The sequence below is a fragment of the Pollutimonas rozaliensis genome (genome assembly GCF_048751585.1).
Taxonomy (GTDB): domain Bacteria; phylum Pseudomonadota; class Gammaproteobacteria; order Burkholderiales; family Burkholderiaceae_B.
Map to the genome: position 1 here is coordinate 33,845 of NZ_JAZHOB010000008.1, position 17,287 is coordinate 51,131.

Genomic DNA, 17,287 nt, shown 5'->3' on the forward strand with positions numbered 1-17,287 from the left:
TCTATCTTAACGGGCGGCGGCCTGAACCGGATTGGCATGAACCTCGCTAACGGGAATGGGCACCTTCAAGCCGGCCCTGGACAAGGCTTGCAACGCGTTGCGATACAAGTCGAACCGCAGATCCCAATAGCTTTCGGAAGGGGTCCATACCCGTATCGTCACGATGGTAGTGCTCTCGCGATAACCGGTGACCAGCACTTGCGGCGCAGGCTCGGCCAGGACGTATTGATGCGACTCGACCAGTTGGATAAGCTCGCGCAAAGCGAGTTCCAGATCGTCGCCGTAGCGCACCGACACTTCCACGTCGAGCCGGCGCGTTGCGTTGCGGCTGTAATTGATAATGGTGCTGCCCCACACCGTGCTGTTCGGCAATGTCAGATGTATGCCGTCGGCCTGGATCAGGTGGGTCAGGAACAGCCCCACCTCGGCCACTGTGCCATCGCCCTTGCCGACGACTGAAATCGCTTCGCCCGCGCGCAAAGGACGCAGCGCCAACAGCATGATGCCGGCGGCAATATTCTGTAAAGTCCCCTGCAGGGCAAGGCCGACGGCCAAGCCGGCTGCGCCCAGCATGGCGATAATGCTGGCGGTCTGCACACCGAAGCGCGCCAGCACGGCAATAATCACGAATATGCGTATGGCCCATACCGTCACGGTATAGACCATGGGGACAATAGTGGGGTCGACCCGAGACGATCGGGCGGCCAGCTTCCTGACGCTGCGGCCCGCCAGCGAAGATGCCGACCACCCGACGACCAGCAAAATCACTGTAACCGCCAGGTTCAGGGCCAGGTATTCCACAGCCGGCATGAAAGCCGACACGTCCTTGAGTTTTTCCAGCATGGCTATATCCGCGGCGCTAATGATGGATAGTATGCCGAATGATACCCGTGTTTTGGCGGCGTCAGGAACAGACGGAGTTATCCACGCCAACTGTGGACAAAGCCAGGGAAAAGTGCTTGATTACTTGAAATAGTTTTGAAATATCAATCCCTTGAGCAAGCAGCATGAAAATCATCCACAAGCCGGCAAAAAAGCGCCAGCCGGTGGATGACTTGATTCAGCCGGCGTCGTTCAAGGTGATCGCCCGCTTATCAGGCGCACCAGTATCATGACGATCGCCACGACAATCAATATATGGATAAAGCCTCCTATGGTGTACGAGGTAACCAACCCAAGCAACCATAAGATGATAAGAATCACCGCAATCGTATAAAGCATATCAGCCCTCTCTTCGTCACTTGGACAGGTTTGTATTATTTACTTGCTTCGTGCCCCACGACGCCGCCGACGGCGGCGCCCCCCAGGGTACCCAGCGTACTGCCGCCGGTCAGGACCGCTCCGCCCACCGCTCCCACGCCTGCGCCTATCGCCGTATTCTTGCCTTGCCGGGACATACCCCCGCAACCGGCCAAGCCCATTGCCAGCACCAAGGTCACGGTACCCACCGCGAATCGCTTCATCGTTCTCATGGAATCGCTCCTTATAAATTTTGGATCGGCAACGGACTGCCCTGTTGCTTGAACGGAAGCAAGCAAGCGCCATGCCCGTCGGCTCCGGGGCCGTTCAGGGCACGATACTTGCTGCATGCCAAACGACCCTGTTGGTCGTTAACCAGGAGAACCCTATGAAAAAATCCATTGCCATTGCCGCATGCTCGCTTCCCTTGATATTTACGGCATCCGCCTATGCGCAGACACCTCCGCCCCAAGGCGGCGAGGCTCCCACGCCGGGCGCGCCAGGCACGCCTGCCCCCGCCCCGACGACTCCCCCGGGTGCGCCAGCGGGCGGCGCCGACACATCGGCCAGCGCAGCCATGACCGAAGCCATTACGGGCTGGAGCGTCAAGGATAAAATCATGGGCAATGCGGTATATAACGAGAAAGATGAAAAAATCGGCGACATCAACGATGTCGTGTTGGCGAGCGACGGGAAGGCGGCTTATTTCATCGTCGGCGCGGGCGGATTCCTGGGCATGGGGGAACGCAGCGTGGCGATTCCGTTTGACGAGATCAAGCAAACCGGCGACAAGCTCGTATTGTCAGGCTATACAAAAGAGCAGTTGAAGGCCTTGCCGAAAGTCGAGATTGCCAAATAAGGGAAACCCGCGTAGCGGCGTACAAACGCCGCTACGCCAACGCATTCCACCCGCTACCAGGAGCACTGCCATGAACAAGTCCGACACGACTAAACCCGGCAAGGAGCCGCCAACGCCTTTCCCGACCACGCAGGACAACCCGGCCGGACGCGAGGAGGCGTTGGACAGCGGGCTGGAAGAAACATTTCCGGCTAGCGATCCCGTCTCGGTCTCCACCAAGAAGCCGGATATCGAGGCGTCCGATGCAGCCGCCTCGCCGGGTGCTAAAGGGAAAGAATCCTCCAAGCAGAAAGAAAAGGATCTGGACGAGGGGCTGGAAGAAACCTTCCCCGCCAGCGACCCCGTCTCCATCACCACCAAGAGGCCGGACAGTTCTGCCTGAATGACTATGCTTGCGGGCATGCCCGACCCTCCGTCCCCCGGAACCGTGCTGGTTTATGCGGCGCGCAAGGCGGAGCCCGAGCATGAACGGGCGGTGCATTTTGAACTGGGTACGCGCATAGCCGGCCTATTGGGCGCCTCGTTCGGCGGAGCGCACCGTGACGGCATCGGGTACCAGGCCCCCGTTTATCTCATCCCGACCGATACGCTCATCGGCGCGAAACTGGCGCAACGCTTGGGGGTGCGCCGCGAAGAAGATCTGTTTGGCGGCGTCGCCCCCCATACCTTCGTTCCCACCAAGGCCATCACGCATGGCTTGCTCGACCCGCATGCCTTTGCCCCAGAGGGCTGGTCGCATGAATTCAGCCAGCGTGTCAAAGACAGCGTACTGGATGGCATCACCGCCTTTTCCATCGGAGATGCGCAAAGGGCCGGCATCCGGCTGCTGCGCCAAGGCCCAGTCCGGATCAAACCGGTGCTGGCCACGGCCGGGCGCGGCCAGGCGCTGGTGTCCAGTCTGGACGAGCTTACGGTGCTCTTGGAACAAATGGACAGCCGCCACATAGCGGAGTGCGGGCTGGTGCTGGAAGAAAACCTGGACGAAGTCGAGACCTTCAGCGTGGGCCAGGTCCGCATCGGCGGCCTCACCGCCAGTTATGTAGGAACGCAATGCCTGACCCCCGACAATCTGGGTGAAATGGTATACGGAGGCTCAGAACTGATCGTGGTCCGCGGCGATTTCGAGCAACTGCTCAAGCTTGAGCTGAGCGATGAATGGCGGCTGGCCATTGCCAAGGCTCGCATCTACGATACAGCCGCCACCGCCTGCTACCCCGGCTTGCTGGCATCGCGCCGCAATTACGACATTGCAATCGGAATCGGACGGGGCAAGGCGCGGCGCTGCGGCGTTCTTGAGCAGTCATGGCGTATCGGTGGAGCCAGCGGGGCGGAAATCGCGGCGCTGGAAGCCTTCCATGCCGACGAAGGGCTGCAGGCCGTGCGCGCGTCGACCATTGAGCTGTTCGGCTCCAGTCCCCGCCCACCCCCGGGAGCCAGGGAGATATACCGCGGCGTCGACCCGCAAATCGGACCGATCAGCAAATACATAAGGGTCGAACCTTATGGGAACTAGCAGCGCCACCATTGAAATCGTCATCGACGATGAGCACATCGCCGGCACCTTCCTGTCGCCGCAATCGAAAGTGCCGGGCATATTGTTCGTTCACGGCTGGGGCGGAAGCCAGGAGCGCGACCTGGATCGGGCCCGGGGCATAGCCGGCCTGGGCTGCGTATGCCTTACCTTCGACTTGCGCGGCCACGAAAGAGGATCGGAACGGCAAAAGACGGTGACTCGGGAAGAAAACCTGCGCGACATCATTTCGGCGTACGACACGCTGGCGCAGCATCCCGCCATCGACACCAATGCCATCGCCGTGGTGGGCACCAGCTACGGTGCTTATCTGTCCACCATCCTGACCACGCTAAGGCCGGTGAAATGGCTGTCGCTGCGCGTACCCTCCTTGTACCGGGACGCGGAATGGAGCGTACCCAAGCGCCAGTTGAACCGCGAGGACCTGGCCGTATATCGCGGCGCGCCGGTCACGCCGGAAGAAAATCGCGCACTGGCCGCTTGCGCCGCTTTTACCGGCGATGTGCTTATCATCGAATCCGAGCATGATCACCTGGTGCCCCATGCCACCATCATGAGCTACCGCGCGGCATTCCGTAATTCGCATTCGCTGACGCACCGGGTGGTCGACGGCGCCGACCATGCCCTCAGCGAAAAAACCAGCCAGCAGGCGTATACCTCGATCCTGGTCGGCTGGATCACCGAAATGGTCGTTGGCGCACGGGTGGGCAGCCGGCCGGGCATTTCATGAGCCCTGCGTTTCGAATACACTGAGGCGCATGACTCCTTTTTCCATACTCGACCTGTCTCCCATCGCCGAAGGCAGCAGCGCCGCCATATCGTTCCGCAATACGCTGGACATCGCCCAGCACGGCGAACGCTGGGGTTATCAGCGCTACTGGATGGCCGAACATCACGGCATGCCCGGCATCGCCAGCGCCGCGACAGCCATCCTGATCTCGCATGTCGCAGCCGGAACATCCACGATACGGGTGGGCGCCGGCGGCATCATGCTTCCCAACCATTCACCCCTGGTCATTGCCGAGCAGTTCGGCACGCTGGAATCGCTGTATCCGGGCCGGATCGACCTGGGCCTGGGCCGCGCACCGGGCTCCGACCAGGTCACGGCGCGAGCCTTGCGGCGCAACCTGGCCTCCGATGCCGACGAGTTCCCACGCGATGTCCTCGAGCTGATGGACTATATGTCGGACGAACCCCAGCAAACGGTCCAGGCAGTTCCGGGCCGCGGGTTGAACGTCCCCGTCTGGATATTGGGCTCCAGCCTGTTCGGCGCTCAATTGGCGGCCGCGCTGGGCCTGCCCTACGCCTTCGCCTCGCACTTTGCACCTCAGCAGCTGATGCAGGCCATCCAGCTATACCGCAACACATTCCAGCCTTCCGCCCGCCTGGATAAGCCCTATGTCATGCTGGGATTCAATGTGTTCGCGGCCGATACCGACGACGAAGCGCAGTATCTGGCGACTTCCTGGCAGCAGTCCTTCGTGAACCTGCGTAGCGGCCGGCCGTCGCGCCTGCCGCCGCCCGTGCGCAACTACATGCAGCAATTGGGACCAGCCGCGCAAGATCTGCTGCAGCATGTCCTGTCGTGCTCGGCCATCGGCGCACCCGACACGGTTGCGCGCCAGCTCAAGGCCTTCATCGATCAAACCGGCGCGGACGAGCTCATGATTACTTCGAACATGTTCGACCATGCGGCCCGGCTGCGTTCCTATGAAATCACCGCCGGCCTGCGAAACTCGCTGTAGCAGTGCCTCGCGGCCTTACCTCCGACTATGGTCCACATGACTGAAGACAACTCTATCGCAGCACGCTTGGTGCAGGTGCGGCGGCGCATCGATGACGCCGCCCTGCGCGCCGGACGGCCGCCGGATTCCGTCGCCCTGCTGCCCGTAAGCAAAACCTTCGGCGAATCCGCCATACGGGAAGCGGTGGCCGCCGGCGTTCGGCGCTTCGGCGAAAACAAGGCGCAAGAGATCCGCAGCAAGTATGAACCCTTGGCCGACTGCGGCATAGACTGGGTCATGATAGGGCATCTGCAAACCAATAAAGCCAAGGATGTTGCCCGCATGGCGTCCGAAATCCAATCGCTGGACCGCATGGAACTGGCCATCGCGCTGGACAAGCGGCTGCAGCAGGAAGGCCGTTCCATCGATGCCCTGGTACAAGTCAAGACGTCCACCGAGCCCAGCAAATACGGCCTGCCCCCCGACGAACTGCCGGACTTCCTGCGCCGCCTTGTGCGCGAAACCCCCACGCTGCGGGTGCGCGGCCTGATGACCCTGGCCATCAATGCGCCCGATCAGGATGCCGTGCGCGCCTGCTTCCGCAATCTGCGCCAGCTGCACGACCGCATGAAGGACGAAGCCATCGAAGGCATCGAAATGAACCGGCTTTCCATGGGCATGAGCGGCGACTTTGAAATCGCCATCGAGGAAGGCTCCACCGAAGTGCGCATCGGCACCGCCATATTCGGCGGCCGCATCTACGGCGACGAGTATTACTGGCCCGAGGGAAAAAGCGGCGCTTGAATAGCAAGCGCCTGCATAAGCCCCGAGGGAAACCGGCCTTGTTCCAGCCGGCGGCGGCTATGGCTTTCCGCCAGCGGCCGGCGTCACACGCCAGATGGTATTCGACAGATCGTCGGCAATGATGAGGGCCCCGCGCGGATCCACGGTCACACCAACGGGGCGGCCCCGGGTCGTGCCGTCGCTGTCGCGAAAGCCGGTGGCGAAATCCACCGGTGGTCCAGCCGGACGCCCATCCTTGAACGGGACAAAGACAACCTTGTAGCCCACGGGATCCTTCCGGTTCCAGCTGCCGTGTTCGCCGACGAAAACGCCATCGGCAAACTCCGGCCCCATCGACGGGGCGGAGAAGGAAACGCCCAACGCCGCCACATGCGATCCCAGGCTGTAATCGGGCTTGATCGCCGAGGCGACCTTGTCCGGGTTCTGCGGCCGAACGCGATCATCCACATTCTGGCCCCAATAGCTGTACGGCCAGCCATAGAAGCCGCCCTCGCGGACAGCGGTCAGGTAATCGGGCACCAGGTTGGGGCCGATCTCGTCGCGCTCGTTCACGACCGCCCACAATTGGCCGGTGCCAGGCTGGATGGCCAAGGCGGTGGGATTGCGCAGGCCCGTGGCATAGGGCTTATGCGCCCCGCTGCGGGCATCCACTTGCCATATCAAGGCACGGTCGACCTCGGCCGTCATGCCGCGCTCGGTAATGTTGCTGTTCGAGCCGATACCGACGTACAAGGTCTGGCCGTCCGGGCTGGCGGCCAGGGACTTGGTCCAATGGTGATTGATCGCCGACGGCAGGTCGGTGACCTTCTCCGGCGCCCCATTGGCCTCGGTCTGGCCATCCTGGTAGTCAAACCGCAGCAAGGCGTCCTGAGCAGCGACGTAAAGCTTGCCATCGACAAATGCCAGTCCATACGGCGCATTGAGCTTATCGGCAAACACTGTCTTCATTTCATAGACGCCGTCGCCATCCGCATCGCGCAACAGGGTAAGGCGATTGCCGCCTTTTACCGGACTGGTGCCCCGGGCCTTGATCTGGCCGGCGATAACGTCTTTGGGCTTTAGGTTGGGCGCGCTGCCGCCTCGGCCCTCGGCCACCAGGATATCTCCATTAGGCAGCACCAGGGTCTGACGGGGAATTTTCAGGTCCTTGGCGATGGCGCTGACCGTGTAGCCCTGCGGCACGGTGGGCAGCTTATCGCCCCACTGTGCGGGCTTGGCTATGACCATGTCGGGCATGAGCCCGCGTTCGGGCTGCGGGAGCTCCGGCGCGGCGCCATATTGCGCGGGTTCCGTATCGCCGCTTCCGCAGGCCGCCAACAATGCCGAAAGCGCGAGGCTTGCAAGCAGTCGAATGTATTTCATCTCGTTCTCCCGACGCGCGGCGTGCCAAAGCCGAACCATGCCGCCACGCAGGCGAGTACAGCGACGATGACCGACAAGACCAGGCCCGTGGGCATGCTGGCCCAGGCGTCCCGGGCGTGCATCAGGGCATTGAAGAAACCCAGCACCCATGTCAGCAGCAGTATCGCGAAATACAGGACAATGCCCCGTGCACGGCGATGGGCGCGGCATAGGTCCACGATCGCGAAGATCAACGAAATTCCGGAAAAAACCAGGCCGCCGACAATGAGCCATGAGGAAAAATTGTTCCACTGGATTTCATAGGTCGAGGCATAGGCGGCATCGCTAAGCGCCGCGCCCAGGAATAGAGGGATGATTCCCGCCAGCAACAGCGCATGCAGCGGATAAATCGCTTCGGAATATCTTGGTTCAATGATGACGGCCATTACGGCTTCCTCCTTGACGATGGGGGAACAGGTATCGTCCCTGCGGACGACAGCCCGCTGGCCAGCAAGCAGCATGCCGCTGCCTGCCGATGCCCCATGCCGGAGACTTGCCCGCGGCTTCTCAGCGGCCGGAGTTCAGCGCCAGAAAACCGGGGATGGCCAAGAGACCCGCCAGTTGCGCCCATTGGATCATGGGTGCATCCACGGTATCGGCCCGCATCAGAAAGTTGAACGTTCCCAAGCATGTGTCCCACGCGACGACGGGCACATTGATGACCGACCTCAGGCCCAGGTCGTGAATGGTTGTGTGGTCGTCGAAGGATTGCCGAATAGCATCCTCGCCCTGGCCTATGAATAGCCGGCGCTCATGCAACACATGTTTTCCCCAGGCGGTACCGGATTTATTCTTGCTGCCGCCGACCGGATGCCGGCGACCCCCGTCGGAGCCAGAATGATCGAACTGTTCACTCAAGCACAAGTCGCCGTGCCCGTACCCATCATCGAAACCTATTCCATCGATGTCATGCACGGGGTGCTCAGCAAAAACGAAGGCGTCATTTCCGTAGTGCCCGAAGACATCGCGCGGGATATGATGCGGCGCGGAGGCATAAGCGTCCTGCCATGGAAGATGGATTGGGAACTGCCGCCGCTAAGCCTGATACGCCGCGTACGCGATGTTCCTCTGGAGGCGGAAGAAAAATTCGCGCGGATACTGAAAGACCTGTGCAGCCAACAATTTGCACAGGTAAAGGGAGGTAACTGACCGGATGCGCATCATTTACCAGGCATGGTTAAATAGTCCTGCGCACTACCTGGGACTGTAGCCACTCCCATAAGCCAAGAAGTGCAACTTTTAAAATCAGAATTCCATCGGTTTCAATGCAAAAGTCTGATCTCTCGACACACACCCCCATGGTGGAGGAGGAGCAGTTGCTGTCGGGGACAGAAAGGCGAAATTATCTTTTATAATCAATTAGTTAATAAAACTACGCCTTACTTGTCTCTGGCTTGATATGGGCATCGATTGGCATGATTTAGCGACTGAATTGTCCCAAATTTGTCCCAAGAATTTGGTCATCAACGTGGAGCATATTCAAGGGTATGCAGGCATACTTTGCAGCGCTTCGCTGAGGTACGCTGTATTGCCCTGCCGTATGGAATGCCTGCTTCTCATATCCGTCGCATAGTGGAGAATTATTGAACGGAAAAATCCGATGCTAATTACAGCCAGCCTGGTCGATTTCCCCAATCTATCGGGAAGCCTATTTCTGCCAAATGCACCTCTGGGTATTTGGCAAACAGGGCTTTCAACTGTTCTGACCATTCCAGCGGTAGGCCTATTTGTCGCAATAGGTAATTGATAACCGTTGCCACGGCATAGAACGATTTTGAATCGGAAAACCGAATGTCTGCCTTACGATAATCTCTGGGAGCAACGCCAAGCGTCACGCGAAGCAGTTGCCCGCTATGAGCCACCATGTTCCGTACAACTGTCAGAGTATGAATCCACGATTCAAATACTTCAGTCGCATCGACATTGAAGCGCCGACTGATTGCTTTGCGATCATCGGGATTCTTCAGCAACTGATAGGTTCTGGACCAAAGCCCAAAGGTTACGCACTCGCATACTGACCAACTGGGCGGAAGATGCGGTTCGCTGTACCGCGAGAAATAATGCTTCACAAATGTCTTGTCGCGGGCTCGATCTACCTCGGCCTCGATCTTCGCCACAAGCTCAGCTGCGCCCTGCCGCCGCCCTTGCCTGAACAAGTTACCATCCAGGAACCAATGCGGAGAATGCTTCAGACTCAGATGGTTTGCCATCACGACCCGCACCGCAATTTCCAGGCGCTCGACGGCAGCCATGGTCAGGGCTCGCAGCTCTCTATCAAACTCGCAGCGGCTGACAATCTGTTCGAACCGATATCCAGCGGGAAAGTTTTTCGTGACTGGATCGACCAGATGATGCCAGTACCCTTTGAGACGATATCCGCCCACGAAACGCATGTAATTACGCGCTTGCCCACGCTTAAAATCATCCACGACCAACCCCTGCCGCTCCAGCTTCTGGAGAAGCTGCTCCGGCGAGGACGCTGGTTTGCTAAATGGAATGCGATTTATTGCCATGGGCGTAATATGGGCGCAAAAAACCCGCCTTTTGCACGTCTGCGTTAGCAGAACCCTACCCGAAGATAGGACGTGTGGCGGGTGTGTTGAGACTATTCTAACCCAACCAGCCCTCCTCACGCAAACGCCGGAAAGGCCGACAGAAACTGGGGCCAAGCCGTTCGCGGCAATGCCTCTGATGCAAACACAACACGACGTCCTCCGCCCTTCGTGAACCCCCGGTCCCCGCCATGAACGCTTCCAGCATGTGTGGAATCAGTGTCACGGCATCGACCGATTCCCCATAGGTTTGTGCGTGCAGCTCTGCGTAGCGGTCTAGATCGGCCTTCAGGCCAGTCAGACACGGGAAGGTTAACTTAACAGTTTCGGTCTTCGGCAGCGGCCCAAGCCGCTGTTTTTTTAGTCGCGCTCATTGTGAACACCCCCTTGTTGAAGAAAAGCGGTTGGTAAGGCCTCAGCACCAGATCACGGTTGACGATGATGTGCACTGGCAACCCTGAGCGGGTGGTCAACGTAGGTTGGATGTTCATGTTGCGAGCCGCTGCTATCGCTCTAGTTTCTGTGGGCGATGTCTGCCTTGCAGCGAGCTCAGTCATGGACGGGCTGACCGCATTTGGACTTAAAACGGTCACCCAAGCAGTTGCGAAGGACTACATCACTGGCACCTCCACGCATTGGAGCTTAACGTCAAGGTCGAGCTTGCTCCGTTGGCGAAGTCAGGTCTGCAATAGCAGTGCCGCTGACTTATGCTACATGTGCCCGCACACGCTCGTCACTTTTCTACCTCACTCGATCACATCCGATGCAGCAAACCGGCCTATGCCTCGGCCAAACTGACGGGGATCTTGAGGTAGCGCACGCCGTTGGATTCAGACTCCGGCAAGCGGCCCGCACGGATGTTGACCTGAATGGAAGGCAGCAGCAGCGTGGGAGCCGGAAGTGTGGCATCGCGAGACTGGCGCATCTCGGTGAATGCCTCGGCGCCCACGCCATCGCGCACATGCACATTGCTCTGGCACTGCTCGGCAACGGTCGATTCCCACGCATACTCGGTGCGCCCCGGAGCCTTGTAGTCGTGGCACATGCACAGACGCGTTTTTGGCGGCAACGCCAGAAGCCGACGAATCGACAGGTACAGCATATATGCGCTACCGCCTGGAAAGTCAGCGCGAGCCGTGCCGTAATCAGGCATGAACAAGGTGTCCCCCACGAACACAGCGTCACCGATACGGTACGACACGCAGGCGGGCGTATGGCCTGGCGTATGCATAACCTCTACGGTCAGCGCACCGATGTGGAAGGTTTCGCCATCGCGAAACAGCCGGTCGAACTCGCTGCCGTCGCAGAAAACATCGTCCAGGTTAAACACTGGACGGAAAATCCGCTGTACGTCGCGAATATGCTCACCGATAGCGACAGGCGCACCTGTACGAGTTTTGAGGTAAGGCGCTGCGCTCAGGTGATCCGCATGCGCATGGGTTTCAAGAATCCATGCAATCTGCAGTTCACGCGCATGGACGGCGGCCAGCATGCGATCAGCAGAGGTGGTGGAAGCCTTGCCGCTGCGGTGGTCGTAATCCAGCACCGGATCAATGATGGCGGCTTGGCGGGTGGATGGGTCAGAAACTAGATAGCTCACCGTATTGGTGGCTTCATCGAAGAAGGACTGAATGTCAGCGGCAGGAAACATAACTTGTCCATCCAGGGGTACGGAGTCTTGAATATATATTAGTTTATGCTAAATTAGAAAAATACGAAATAAATTGTGATTGTGACTATGAAAGACAAGCAGTTCCTACAAGACGGAGCGAAGCAGGCGGCTGCCATGTTACGAACCGTCGGCAATGAGCACCGCCTGTTGACCCTCTGTTTACTGATCGAGCATGGGGAAATGACGGTAGGTGCGCTGCATGAATACGTACCCTTGAGCCAATCCGCGCTGTCCCAGCATCTGGCCAAGATGCGCGAAGAGGGCCTAGTGACGTTCCGCCGAGAGGCACAAACGCTGCATTATCGGATCGACAACCCAAACGTGGCCACCCTCATTGCCACACTCAAGGCTATTTTCTGCCCCTGAACCCGACTGTCCGGAGTCAATTTTCATGTCTTTAAAGCCTATTTCCCCCCAAGCAGCCCGAGACCTTATGAATCACGGCGCAATCCTGATCGACATCCGTGCAGCGAACGAATATGCTCGCGAGCACATCGCCGCCGCACGCCACGTCCCCATGGAAGATCTGAAAAGCTCAGCACCGCTCGACGCCACGGCGGGCCTCATCTTTCACTGCCGTTCCGGCAATCGCACACGTATCAATGCTCAGACACTCAGCGCATGTGCGGCCTGCGAGGCTTATGTACTGGACGGGGGACTCGATGCCTGGAAGAAGGCCGGGCTGCCCGTGGTGACAGATACTTCCCAGCCGATGGAGTTGCAGCGCCAGGTGCAGATTACGGCAGGCTCGCTGGTCCTGTTGGGCGCTGTGCTGGGCGCCACAGTCTCGCCCTGGTTTCATGCGCTGTCGGCAACCATCGGCGCTGGCCTGGTGTTTGCTGGTGTATCTGGATTCTGCGGGATGGCCCGCCTGTTGATGCGTATGCCATGGAATCGTAAGGCTGTGGCCGGCTAGGCTAGATACGTCTGCCTCCAGGCATCTTATCACCACGCTCCTGGCTTTCCGACGTTTCTATGTGACTGGCGCACTGCACTCGCAAAAGGCATCAAATCAGCCATTTTTCTCCCTGCTGCTCCATTCGCCACCTCTTCTAAACCCACGATCTCCCGCTATGAACGCCTCCAGCATGTGCGGGATCAACGTCACTGTACTCACGGTTTTCCCGTAAGTCTGCGTGTGTAACGCTGCATAGCGGTCGAGATCGGCTTTCAGGCTGGCCGGACATACGAAGGTTACCTTGACAGTTTCAGTCTTGGGAAGCGGTCCCAGCCGCAGTTTTCGGGTGGTGGTCATTGTGTGACGCTCCCTTGTTGAAGAAAAGCGGCTGGTACGGTCGCAGCACCAGGTCGCGGTTGACGATGATGCGCACCGGCATTCCTGCACGGATAGTCAGTGTCGGCTGGATGTTCATGTTGCGCCGGGTCATCTCTTGGCCGACCTGATTGATGTTGTCCTGGGCGCTGTCGCGTCCGGCGATGATGACGCGGTTGCCGTCCTGCCGGTTTTCCGGCGCGGCCAACTCGGCTCCGACGCCCAAGAGCGTCGTCAGCACGGCACCGCCTATGATGCGATTCCAATGCCAGTCCACATCGTCTTCCAGGCCGGCGAACCCGGTCGGGTCGGCACCAACTAGGTTATCCAGCGTCAATGAGGCCGTATCAGGCAGGATGACCCGATGCCATACGACCTGCACCCGGCTTTGCCCATAGCTGACTTGGCTGTTGTAGCGCCCCAGGATGCGCGAACCTTGGGGAATCAACAGGTGCTTGCCGGTCGCGGAATCATAGACGGGTTCAGTCACGGTGCCGATCACATCCCCCGGAAGGTCAGACTTGATGCCCGTAACCAGCGCAGCGGCGATTACAGTCCCCGCCATAACCTGATACGGCGAGGCCGGCATTTGCAAATCCCCAGAATTACGGGTTTGCGTAGAACCGGATTGCAGGAAGGCTTCTTTCTGGTCTTGCCGGTTCTGTGCCGCAGTGGGATCGGTAGGTTGCGCCTCCGTCGAGGCTGGCCCTGCGGCCAACGGGTCGAACGCAGCTAAGGAATCATCCATTCCGGGCGCGACAGGCATCGCCTGCGCAGCCGTTACCGTGGGCTGGCCGGTGCGGAAGAATACAGGTGAAGCGGCTGCTGCTTCTGCTTCCTTACGCCGCGCTTCGCGTTCGGCAGCTTGCGCGTCAACCCCCGGCGGCGCATAGGTGGCAACCGCCGGCTGCTGACTATTCACGATGGCCGGCCCCAGATCGCCCGGCAGGGGCGGCCCGAGCTCCGGCACATCGGACGGCACGTCCGGGGCCGACAGCATGGAATAGTCAGCGGGCAAGATGTCCAACCCTTCCGACTTGGACACCCGGTCGACGTTGTACAGCTCGGTGTGCTCGCCCGCGCCGCGCCGCTGCGGTTGCAGTGACCAGATGGTGGCACCCAAGACCGCCGCCGACAGCCCTGCCACCAGGAGGGCGAGCATGCGACGGTTTAGTCGCGTGACGGGCCGTGGCCGTGCGCGCAGCGCCACGGTTTCGGGGGCCACCTTATCCGTCGCCTGTGGCGTGGCTTGTTCGGATCTGTGTTCCTCGCTCATACTCAGTTCCTCCGCGCCACGCCATCGGTACGCTCTATGCGCACCACGTCGCCTCGATCACCACCCAGGCGCAGTTCGGCTGCGCCAAAGAGTCGATCCACGATGTAGTACGGCGAACGGAAGCGATAGTTGACCAGTTGACCGTCGCCCTCAGCACCGATCACAAAGAGCGGTGGCAGCTCCCCTTGAGCAATCCCTGCAGGAAACTGGATATAGACCTTCTGTCCGTCATCAAAGGCGCGCAGCGGCTTCCAGGGCGGATTGCTGCCGCTGACTGCATACCGAAAGCGCAGGCTCTCCAGCGCCAGCCCGGTATCGACGGACGCGCCAGCCTGCGCGGCCCGGTTCTGGCGGTGCAAGGCTAGCATCCGATCCTTCGGGTACTCCCAAGACACCGACGCCATCCATGTCTTTTCGGTGGACGTCAGTTCCAGCAGATAGGTTCGGCGATTGGTGGTAATGACGAGGTTCGTTTTCAGGCCTGAGCGGATAGGCTTGACCAGCACATTCACGCGCAAGTCCGCGCCGCTGCCGCTGGACGTGTCGCCCACGATCCAGCGCACGGTGTCGCCGGCTGCCACCGTCACCAGCTCCTCGCCGGGCTGCAGCGCAATCACCGTTACGCGGCCCACGCCGGTATAGACCTGATAAAGCGCCCCATCGCTATAGGGCCAGACCTGAATGGCATTGACATAACCTTCGCGTGTGGGCGCAATCCGCGCTTCGGCATTGGCGCGGGACACCCGGACGGTTTCATCGGTGGGTTCGGGCGTGGACTTGCCCGCATCCGTGTCCGGCAAGGGTTTCAGTTGCGCCGGCAGCGCCAGCGGTTCGGGCACGGCAATCACTTCGACCGGGCTGGGTGGTTCGGGCAGCAGCTCGGCGGCTACCGGCTCATCGAGCGAAATGGCTGGTGGTGGCTTGCCGTGCGTAGCGCACCCAGCGAGGATGATCAGGGTTAAGGGGGCAACCCACATGCGGACAACATTAATCATGGCTGTGCTCCTTCCGACACGTTCAAATCTCGACTCCAGGACAATCCATGGACATACAGGCCCAAGGAATTCTTTCTCAGTTCGTCCTCTGTTTTCGGCGCCTTATGGACAAGCGTGATGACGGCAGACCAGCGCTGCGTGGACGCAAGAGCGCCGTTGGCGTAGTGCCGTTCAATCCAGCGAATGTTGAAGGTCATGTCGCTGGCTCGAACCACGCTATAGACCTCCACAGTTGTGGACTCCTTACCCACTTTTGCGAAAGGACTGTTCTGCCGTGCATATTCGTTCAGCACGGCGGCACCGCGATCCGTCGTGTAGCGGTAGGCCTCAAGCCAGCTTTCCCTCACGACCACGGGGTCAATAGAAAGCGAGCGAACAAGCTTGATGAAGCGTTCAAGATGCGTAACGATCTCAGCCTCCTTCGGGCTGTAGGGTTCTGTAGCTTTGCCGACCGCCCGCGTATTCCCCAGGCTATCGACCTCCACTACATAGGGAACGATCGTGGACTGCATCGAGCGCCACACCAGGCCACCGGCCATGAATAGCGCGAGCAGCAGGCAGCCGAAGGCCATAAGCCGCCAGTTTTTGGCCTGTACGCGAGCCGAACCGATCCGGTCATCCCAGACCTGGGCGGCGGATTGATATGGGGTTGCAGGTTGCGGTGTCTCGGCATAGCGCACCTGCGGTCGTTTGAAACGCATGGTTGTTCTCCTTATGAATCGGCATCACGAAGGCTCGGACCTTGGCCCGTGCCGCCTCCATCCCCACCGCGTAGAGCATGGGCGGCAGTCGTGGCGGCTTGCGTCAGTTGTTGTCTGCGGTGCAGGCGCTTGGCCCAGGCCGGTTGTGCGGTGCCGGCTGGTTCAGATGACGCAACACCGGACGCACCTATCCCGGCGCCAGAAGCGGAAGTCACCCCCGCCGCTCCTTTAAGGCCGCTACCCGCTGTAGGACCTGTCTGAGAGGCCGACCGGATGCTGCCCACACTTGAACCGATGGAGCGCGCTGCGCCGGATGTCATGCGGACGGCACCCGGGACCATGCGCGCGCCTGCCGCCACCGCACCACCCACCCCTGTGGCGGCCGCACCGATGGCAACCGCAGTCCCGACAGCACCCACGGCGGCACCGGCCATGGAGCCCGCGCCCAACTGCGGCCCGCCGGAGACAAGCCCCGTAGCGATGCCCGGCCCGAATATTCCTAGCGCCAGCAAAGAGAGCGAGGCCAGCATGATGACCAGCGCATAGTCGATGGACGGCTCATCGGGATGCACCTGGAACTCGGCAAACAAGCCGCTGCCAATGCCGACGATCACGGCCAGCACCAGCACCTTTACCCCTGAAGACACCACATTGCCCAGTACCTTCTCAGCAAGGAACGAGGTTTTGTTCCAGAGGGCAAACGGCACCAGCACAAAGCCGGCAAGCGTGGTCAGCTTAAACTCGATCAACGTCACAAAAAGCTGGATGGCGAGCACGAAGAAGCTCAGCACCACCACCATCCAGGCCAGGAACAGCACCACGATGGGGTCGATGTTGGCGAATACTTGGGGAAAGCCCGCCATGTCGCCGATTTGCTCCAGAATCGGCGCGGCGGCATCAATGCCGGTCTTGGCCAGCCGCCCTGGCTGCAGAAAGTTACCCATGCTCAACGACGAGCCCGAGGCCATCAGCCCCAATCCCGCGAACGAGCGGAACAGGATCCCAGCCAGCGCGTTGAAATTGCCGATAATGTAGGCAAAGGCGCCGACGTAAAGCACCTTGCGCAGCAGCTTGGCGATCACGTCATCGCCCTGGCCGCTGGCGTGACCCATTGCCCAATACAGGCCGGCCAGCGTCATGTCGATGACAACTAGGGTGGCGGTGAGAAACGCCACGTCGCCTTGCAGCAGCCCGAACCCCGAGTCGATGTACTGCGCAAAGGTAGCGAGAAAACGGTCGATCACCGCCACGTCGTTCATG

At 60.0% G+C, this 17,287-nt stretch carries 23 protein-coding genes and 1 pseudogene; 9 read left to right on the forward strand and 15 right to left on the reverse strand.

Going from position 1 to position 17,287, the window contains the following annotated elements; translation table 11 throughout:
- Window positions 1–6 precede the first annotated feature (6 nt).
- From V0R37_RS15385 to V0R37_RS15395, 3 genes are all read right to left on the reverse strand, one after another.
- The gene (locus tag V0R37_RS15385; RefSeq protein ID WP_420375379.1) at window positions 7–843 is read right to left on the reverse strand and encodes a mechanosensitive ion channel family protein; all 837 of its coding nucleotides are present in this window, start codon (window positions 841–843) and stop codon (window positions 7–9) included.
- A gap of 231 nt (window positions 844–1,074) precedes the next feature.
- Window positions 1,075–1,221 carry a lmo0937 family membrane protein gene (locus V0R37_RS15390; protein WP_420375380.1) on the reverse strand — a complete coding sequence of 49 codons (147 nt, stop codon included), beginning with the start codon at window positions 1,219–1,221 and terminating at the stop codon, window positions 1,075–1,077.
- Window positions 1,222–1,256: 35 nt separating this feature from the next.
- The gene (locus V0R37_RS15395) at window positions 1,257–1,472 is read right to left on the reverse strand and encodes a YMGG-like glycine zipper-containing protein (RefSeq protein WP_420375381.1); all 216 of its coding nucleotides are present in this window, start codon (window positions 1,470–1,472) and stop codon (window positions 1,257–1,259) included.
- 155 nt (window positions 1,473–1,627) lie between these two features.
- Here V0R37_RS15395 and V0R37_RS15400 point away from each other — a divergent pair, with 155 nt between their 5' ends.
- The 6 genes from V0R37_RS15400 (at window position 1,628) to V0R37_RS15425 (ending at window position 6,157) form a co-directional block, all read left to right on the forward strand.
- The gene (locus V0R37_RS15400; RefSeq protein ID WP_420375382.1) at window positions 1,628–2,098 is read left to right on the forward strand and encodes a PRC-barrel domain-containing protein; all 471 of its coding nucleotides are present in this window, start codon (window positions 1,628–1,630) and stop codon (window positions 2,096–2,098) included.
- A gap of 70 nt (window positions 2,099–2,168) precedes the next feature.
- Window positions 2,169–2,480, forward strand: a complete 312-nt coding sequence (locus V0R37_RS15405) for a hypothetical protein (RefSeq protein ID WP_420375383.1) — start codon at window positions 2,169–2,171, stop codon at window positions 2,478–2,480.
- Entirely contained in the window at window positions 2,481–3,611 is a 1,131-nt protein-coding gene (locus V0R37_RS15410; RefSeq protein WP_420375384.1) for a DUF3182 family protein, read from the forward strand.
- On the forward strand, window positions 3,601–4,359 hold the full coding sequence (locus tag V0R37_RS15415) for an alpha/beta hydrolase family protein (protein WP_420375385.1): 759 nt from the start codon (window positions 3,601–3,603) through the stop codon (window positions 4,357–4,359). Before V0R37_RS15410 ends, V0R37_RS15415 begins: the two co-directional genes overlap by 11 nt.
- 28 nt (window positions 4,360–4,387) lie before the next feature.
- Entirely contained in the window at window positions 4,388–5,374 is a 987-nt protein-coding gene (locus V0R37_RS15420; RefSeq protein WP_420375386.1) for an LLM class flavin-dependent oxidoreductase, read from the forward strand.
- A 36-nt stretch (window positions 5,375–5,410) separates the two neighbouring features.
- Window positions 5,411–6,157 (forward strand): YggS family pyridoxal phosphate-dependent enzyme, encoded by a 747-nt coding sequence (locus tag V0R37_RS15425; protein ID WP_420375387.1) that lies wholly within the window; start codon window positions 5,411–5,413, stop codon window positions 6,155–6,157.
- A 57-nt stretch (window positions 6,158–6,214) separates the two neighbouring features.
- Here V0R37_RS15425 and V0R37_RS15430 read toward each other — a convergent pair whose 3' ends face one another.
- Genes V0R37_RS15430 through V0R37_RS15440 form a run of 3 tightly spaced genes read right to left on the reverse strand, consistent with a single transcriptional unit; the run spans window position 6,215 to window position 8,416 of the window.
- A complete protein-coding gene (locus V0R37_RS15430; protein ID WP_420375388.1) occupies window positions 6,215–7,519 on the reverse strand; it encodes a PQQ-dependent sugar dehydrogenase in 1,305 nt (434 codons plus the stop codon).
- On the reverse strand, window positions 7,516–8,019 hold the full coding sequence (locus V0R37_RS15435) for a DUF2231 domain-containing protein (RefSeq protein WP_420375389.1): 504 nt from the start codon (window positions 8,017–8,019) through the stop codon (window positions 7,516–7,518). Before V0R37_RS15435 ends, V0R37_RS15430 begins: the two co-directional genes overlap by 4 nt.
- Window positions 8,020–8,065: 46 nt before the next feature.
- Complete coding sequence (locus tag V0R37_RS15440) at window positions 8,066–8,416, reverse strand: hypothetical protein (RefSeq protein WP_420375390.1); 351 nt, start codon at window positions 8,414–8,416, stop codon at window positions 8,066–8,068.
- Here V0R37_RS15440 and V0R37_RS15445 point away from each other — a divergent pair.
- Complete coding sequence (locus tag V0R37_RS15445; RefSeq protein WP_420375391.1) at window positions 8,396–8,707, forward strand: type 2 periplasmic-binding domain-containing protein; 312 nt, start codon at window positions 8,396–8,398, stop codon at window positions 8,705–8,707. The genes V0R37_RS15440 and V0R37_RS15445 overlap by 21 nt on opposite strands.
- 458 nt (window positions 8,708–9,165) lie before the next feature.
- On the opposite strand, the gene V0R37_RS15450 is transcribed toward V0R37_RS15445, so the two are convergent.
- From V0R37_RS15450 to V0R37_RS15465, 4 genes and pseudogenes are all read right to left on the reverse strand, one after another.
- On the reverse strand, window positions 9,166–10,071 hold the full coding sequence (locus V0R37_RS15450; protein ID WP_118994251.1) for an Abi family protein: 906 nt from the start codon (window positions 10,069–10,071) through the stop codon (window positions 9,166–9,168).
- A 97-nt stretch (window positions 10,072–10,168) separates the two neighbouring features.
- Window positions 10,169–10,450 (reverse strand): DUF2274 domain-containing protein, encoded by a 282-nt coding sequence (locus tag V0R37_RS15455; RefSeq protein WP_118994250.1) that lies wholly within the window; start codon window positions 10,448–10,450, stop codon window positions 10,169–10,171.
- A pseudogene (locus V0R37_RS15460) lies at window positions 10,428–10,607 on the reverse strand (hypothetical protein); the annotation flags it as partial. The gene V0R37_RS15455 and the pseudogene V0R37_RS15460, both read right to left, overlap by 23 nt.
- A 281-nt stretch (window positions 10,608–10,888) precedes the next feature.
- Complete coding sequence (locus V0R37_RS15465; protein WP_420375392.1) at window positions 10,889–11,761, reverse strand: MBL fold metallo-hydrolase; 873 nt, start codon at window positions 11,759–11,761, stop codon at window positions 10,889–10,891.
- Between the two features lie 87 nt (window positions 11,762–11,848).
- Between V0R37_RS15465 and V0R37_RS15470 the strand changes: the two genes are divergently transcribed.
- Window positions 11,849–12,148, forward strand: coding sequence for an ArsR/SmtB family transcription factor (locus V0R37_RS15470; RefSeq protein WP_228255684.1), 300 nt, complete (start codon window positions 11,849–11,851; stop codon window positions 12,146–12,148).
- 25 nt (window positions 12,149–12,173) lie between these two features.
- On the forward strand, window positions 12,174–12,698 hold the full coding sequence (locus V0R37_RS15475) for a rhodanese family protein (protein WP_118994247.1): 525 nt from the start codon (window positions 12,174–12,176) through the stop codon (window positions 12,696–12,698).
- A 96-nt stretch (window positions 12,699–12,794) separates the two neighbouring features.
- On the opposite strand, the gene V0R37_RS15480 is transcribed toward V0R37_RS15475, so the two are convergent.
- The 5 genes from V0R37_RS15480 to trbL are packed head-to-tail and all read right to left on the reverse strand — an operon-like array spanning window position 12,795 to window position 17,286.
- Entirely contained in the window at window positions 12,795–13,037 is a 243-nt protein-coding gene (locus tag V0R37_RS15480) for a DUF2274 domain-containing protein (RefSeq protein WP_118994246.1), read from the reverse strand.
- Window positions 12,991–14,331, reverse strand: coding sequence for a TraB/TrbI/VirB10 family type IV secretion system protein (locus tag V0R37_RS15485; protein WP_254499622.1), 1,341 nt, complete (start codon window positions 14,329–14,331; stop codon window positions 12,991–12,993). Before V0R37_RS15485 ends, V0R37_RS15480 begins: the two co-directional genes overlap by 47 nt.
- A 2-nt stretch (window positions 14,332–14,333) precedes the next feature.
- Window positions 14,334–15,326 (reverse strand): P-type conjugative transfer protein TrbG, encoded by a 993-nt coding sequence (gene trbG / locus V0R37_RS15490; RefSeq protein ID WP_118994244.1) that lies wholly within the window; start codon window positions 15,324–15,326, stop codon window positions 14,334–14,336.
- Window positions 15,323–16,027 carry a conjugal transfer protein TrbF gene (gene trbF, locus V0R37_RS15495; RefSeq protein ID WP_118994243.1) on the reverse strand — a complete coding sequence of 235 codons (705 nt, stop codon included), beginning with the start codon at window positions 16,025–16,027 and terminating at the stop codon, window positions 15,323–15,325. Before trbF ends, trbG begins: the two co-directional genes overlap by 4 nt.
- An 11-nt stretch (window positions 16,028–16,038) precedes the next feature.
- Window positions 16,039–17,286, reverse strand: coding sequence for a P-type conjugative transfer protein TrbL (gene trbL, locus V0R37_RS15500; protein WP_118994242.1), 1,248 nt, complete (start codon window positions 17,284–17,286; stop codon window positions 16,039–16,041).
- Window position 17,287 lies beyond the last annotated feature (1 nt).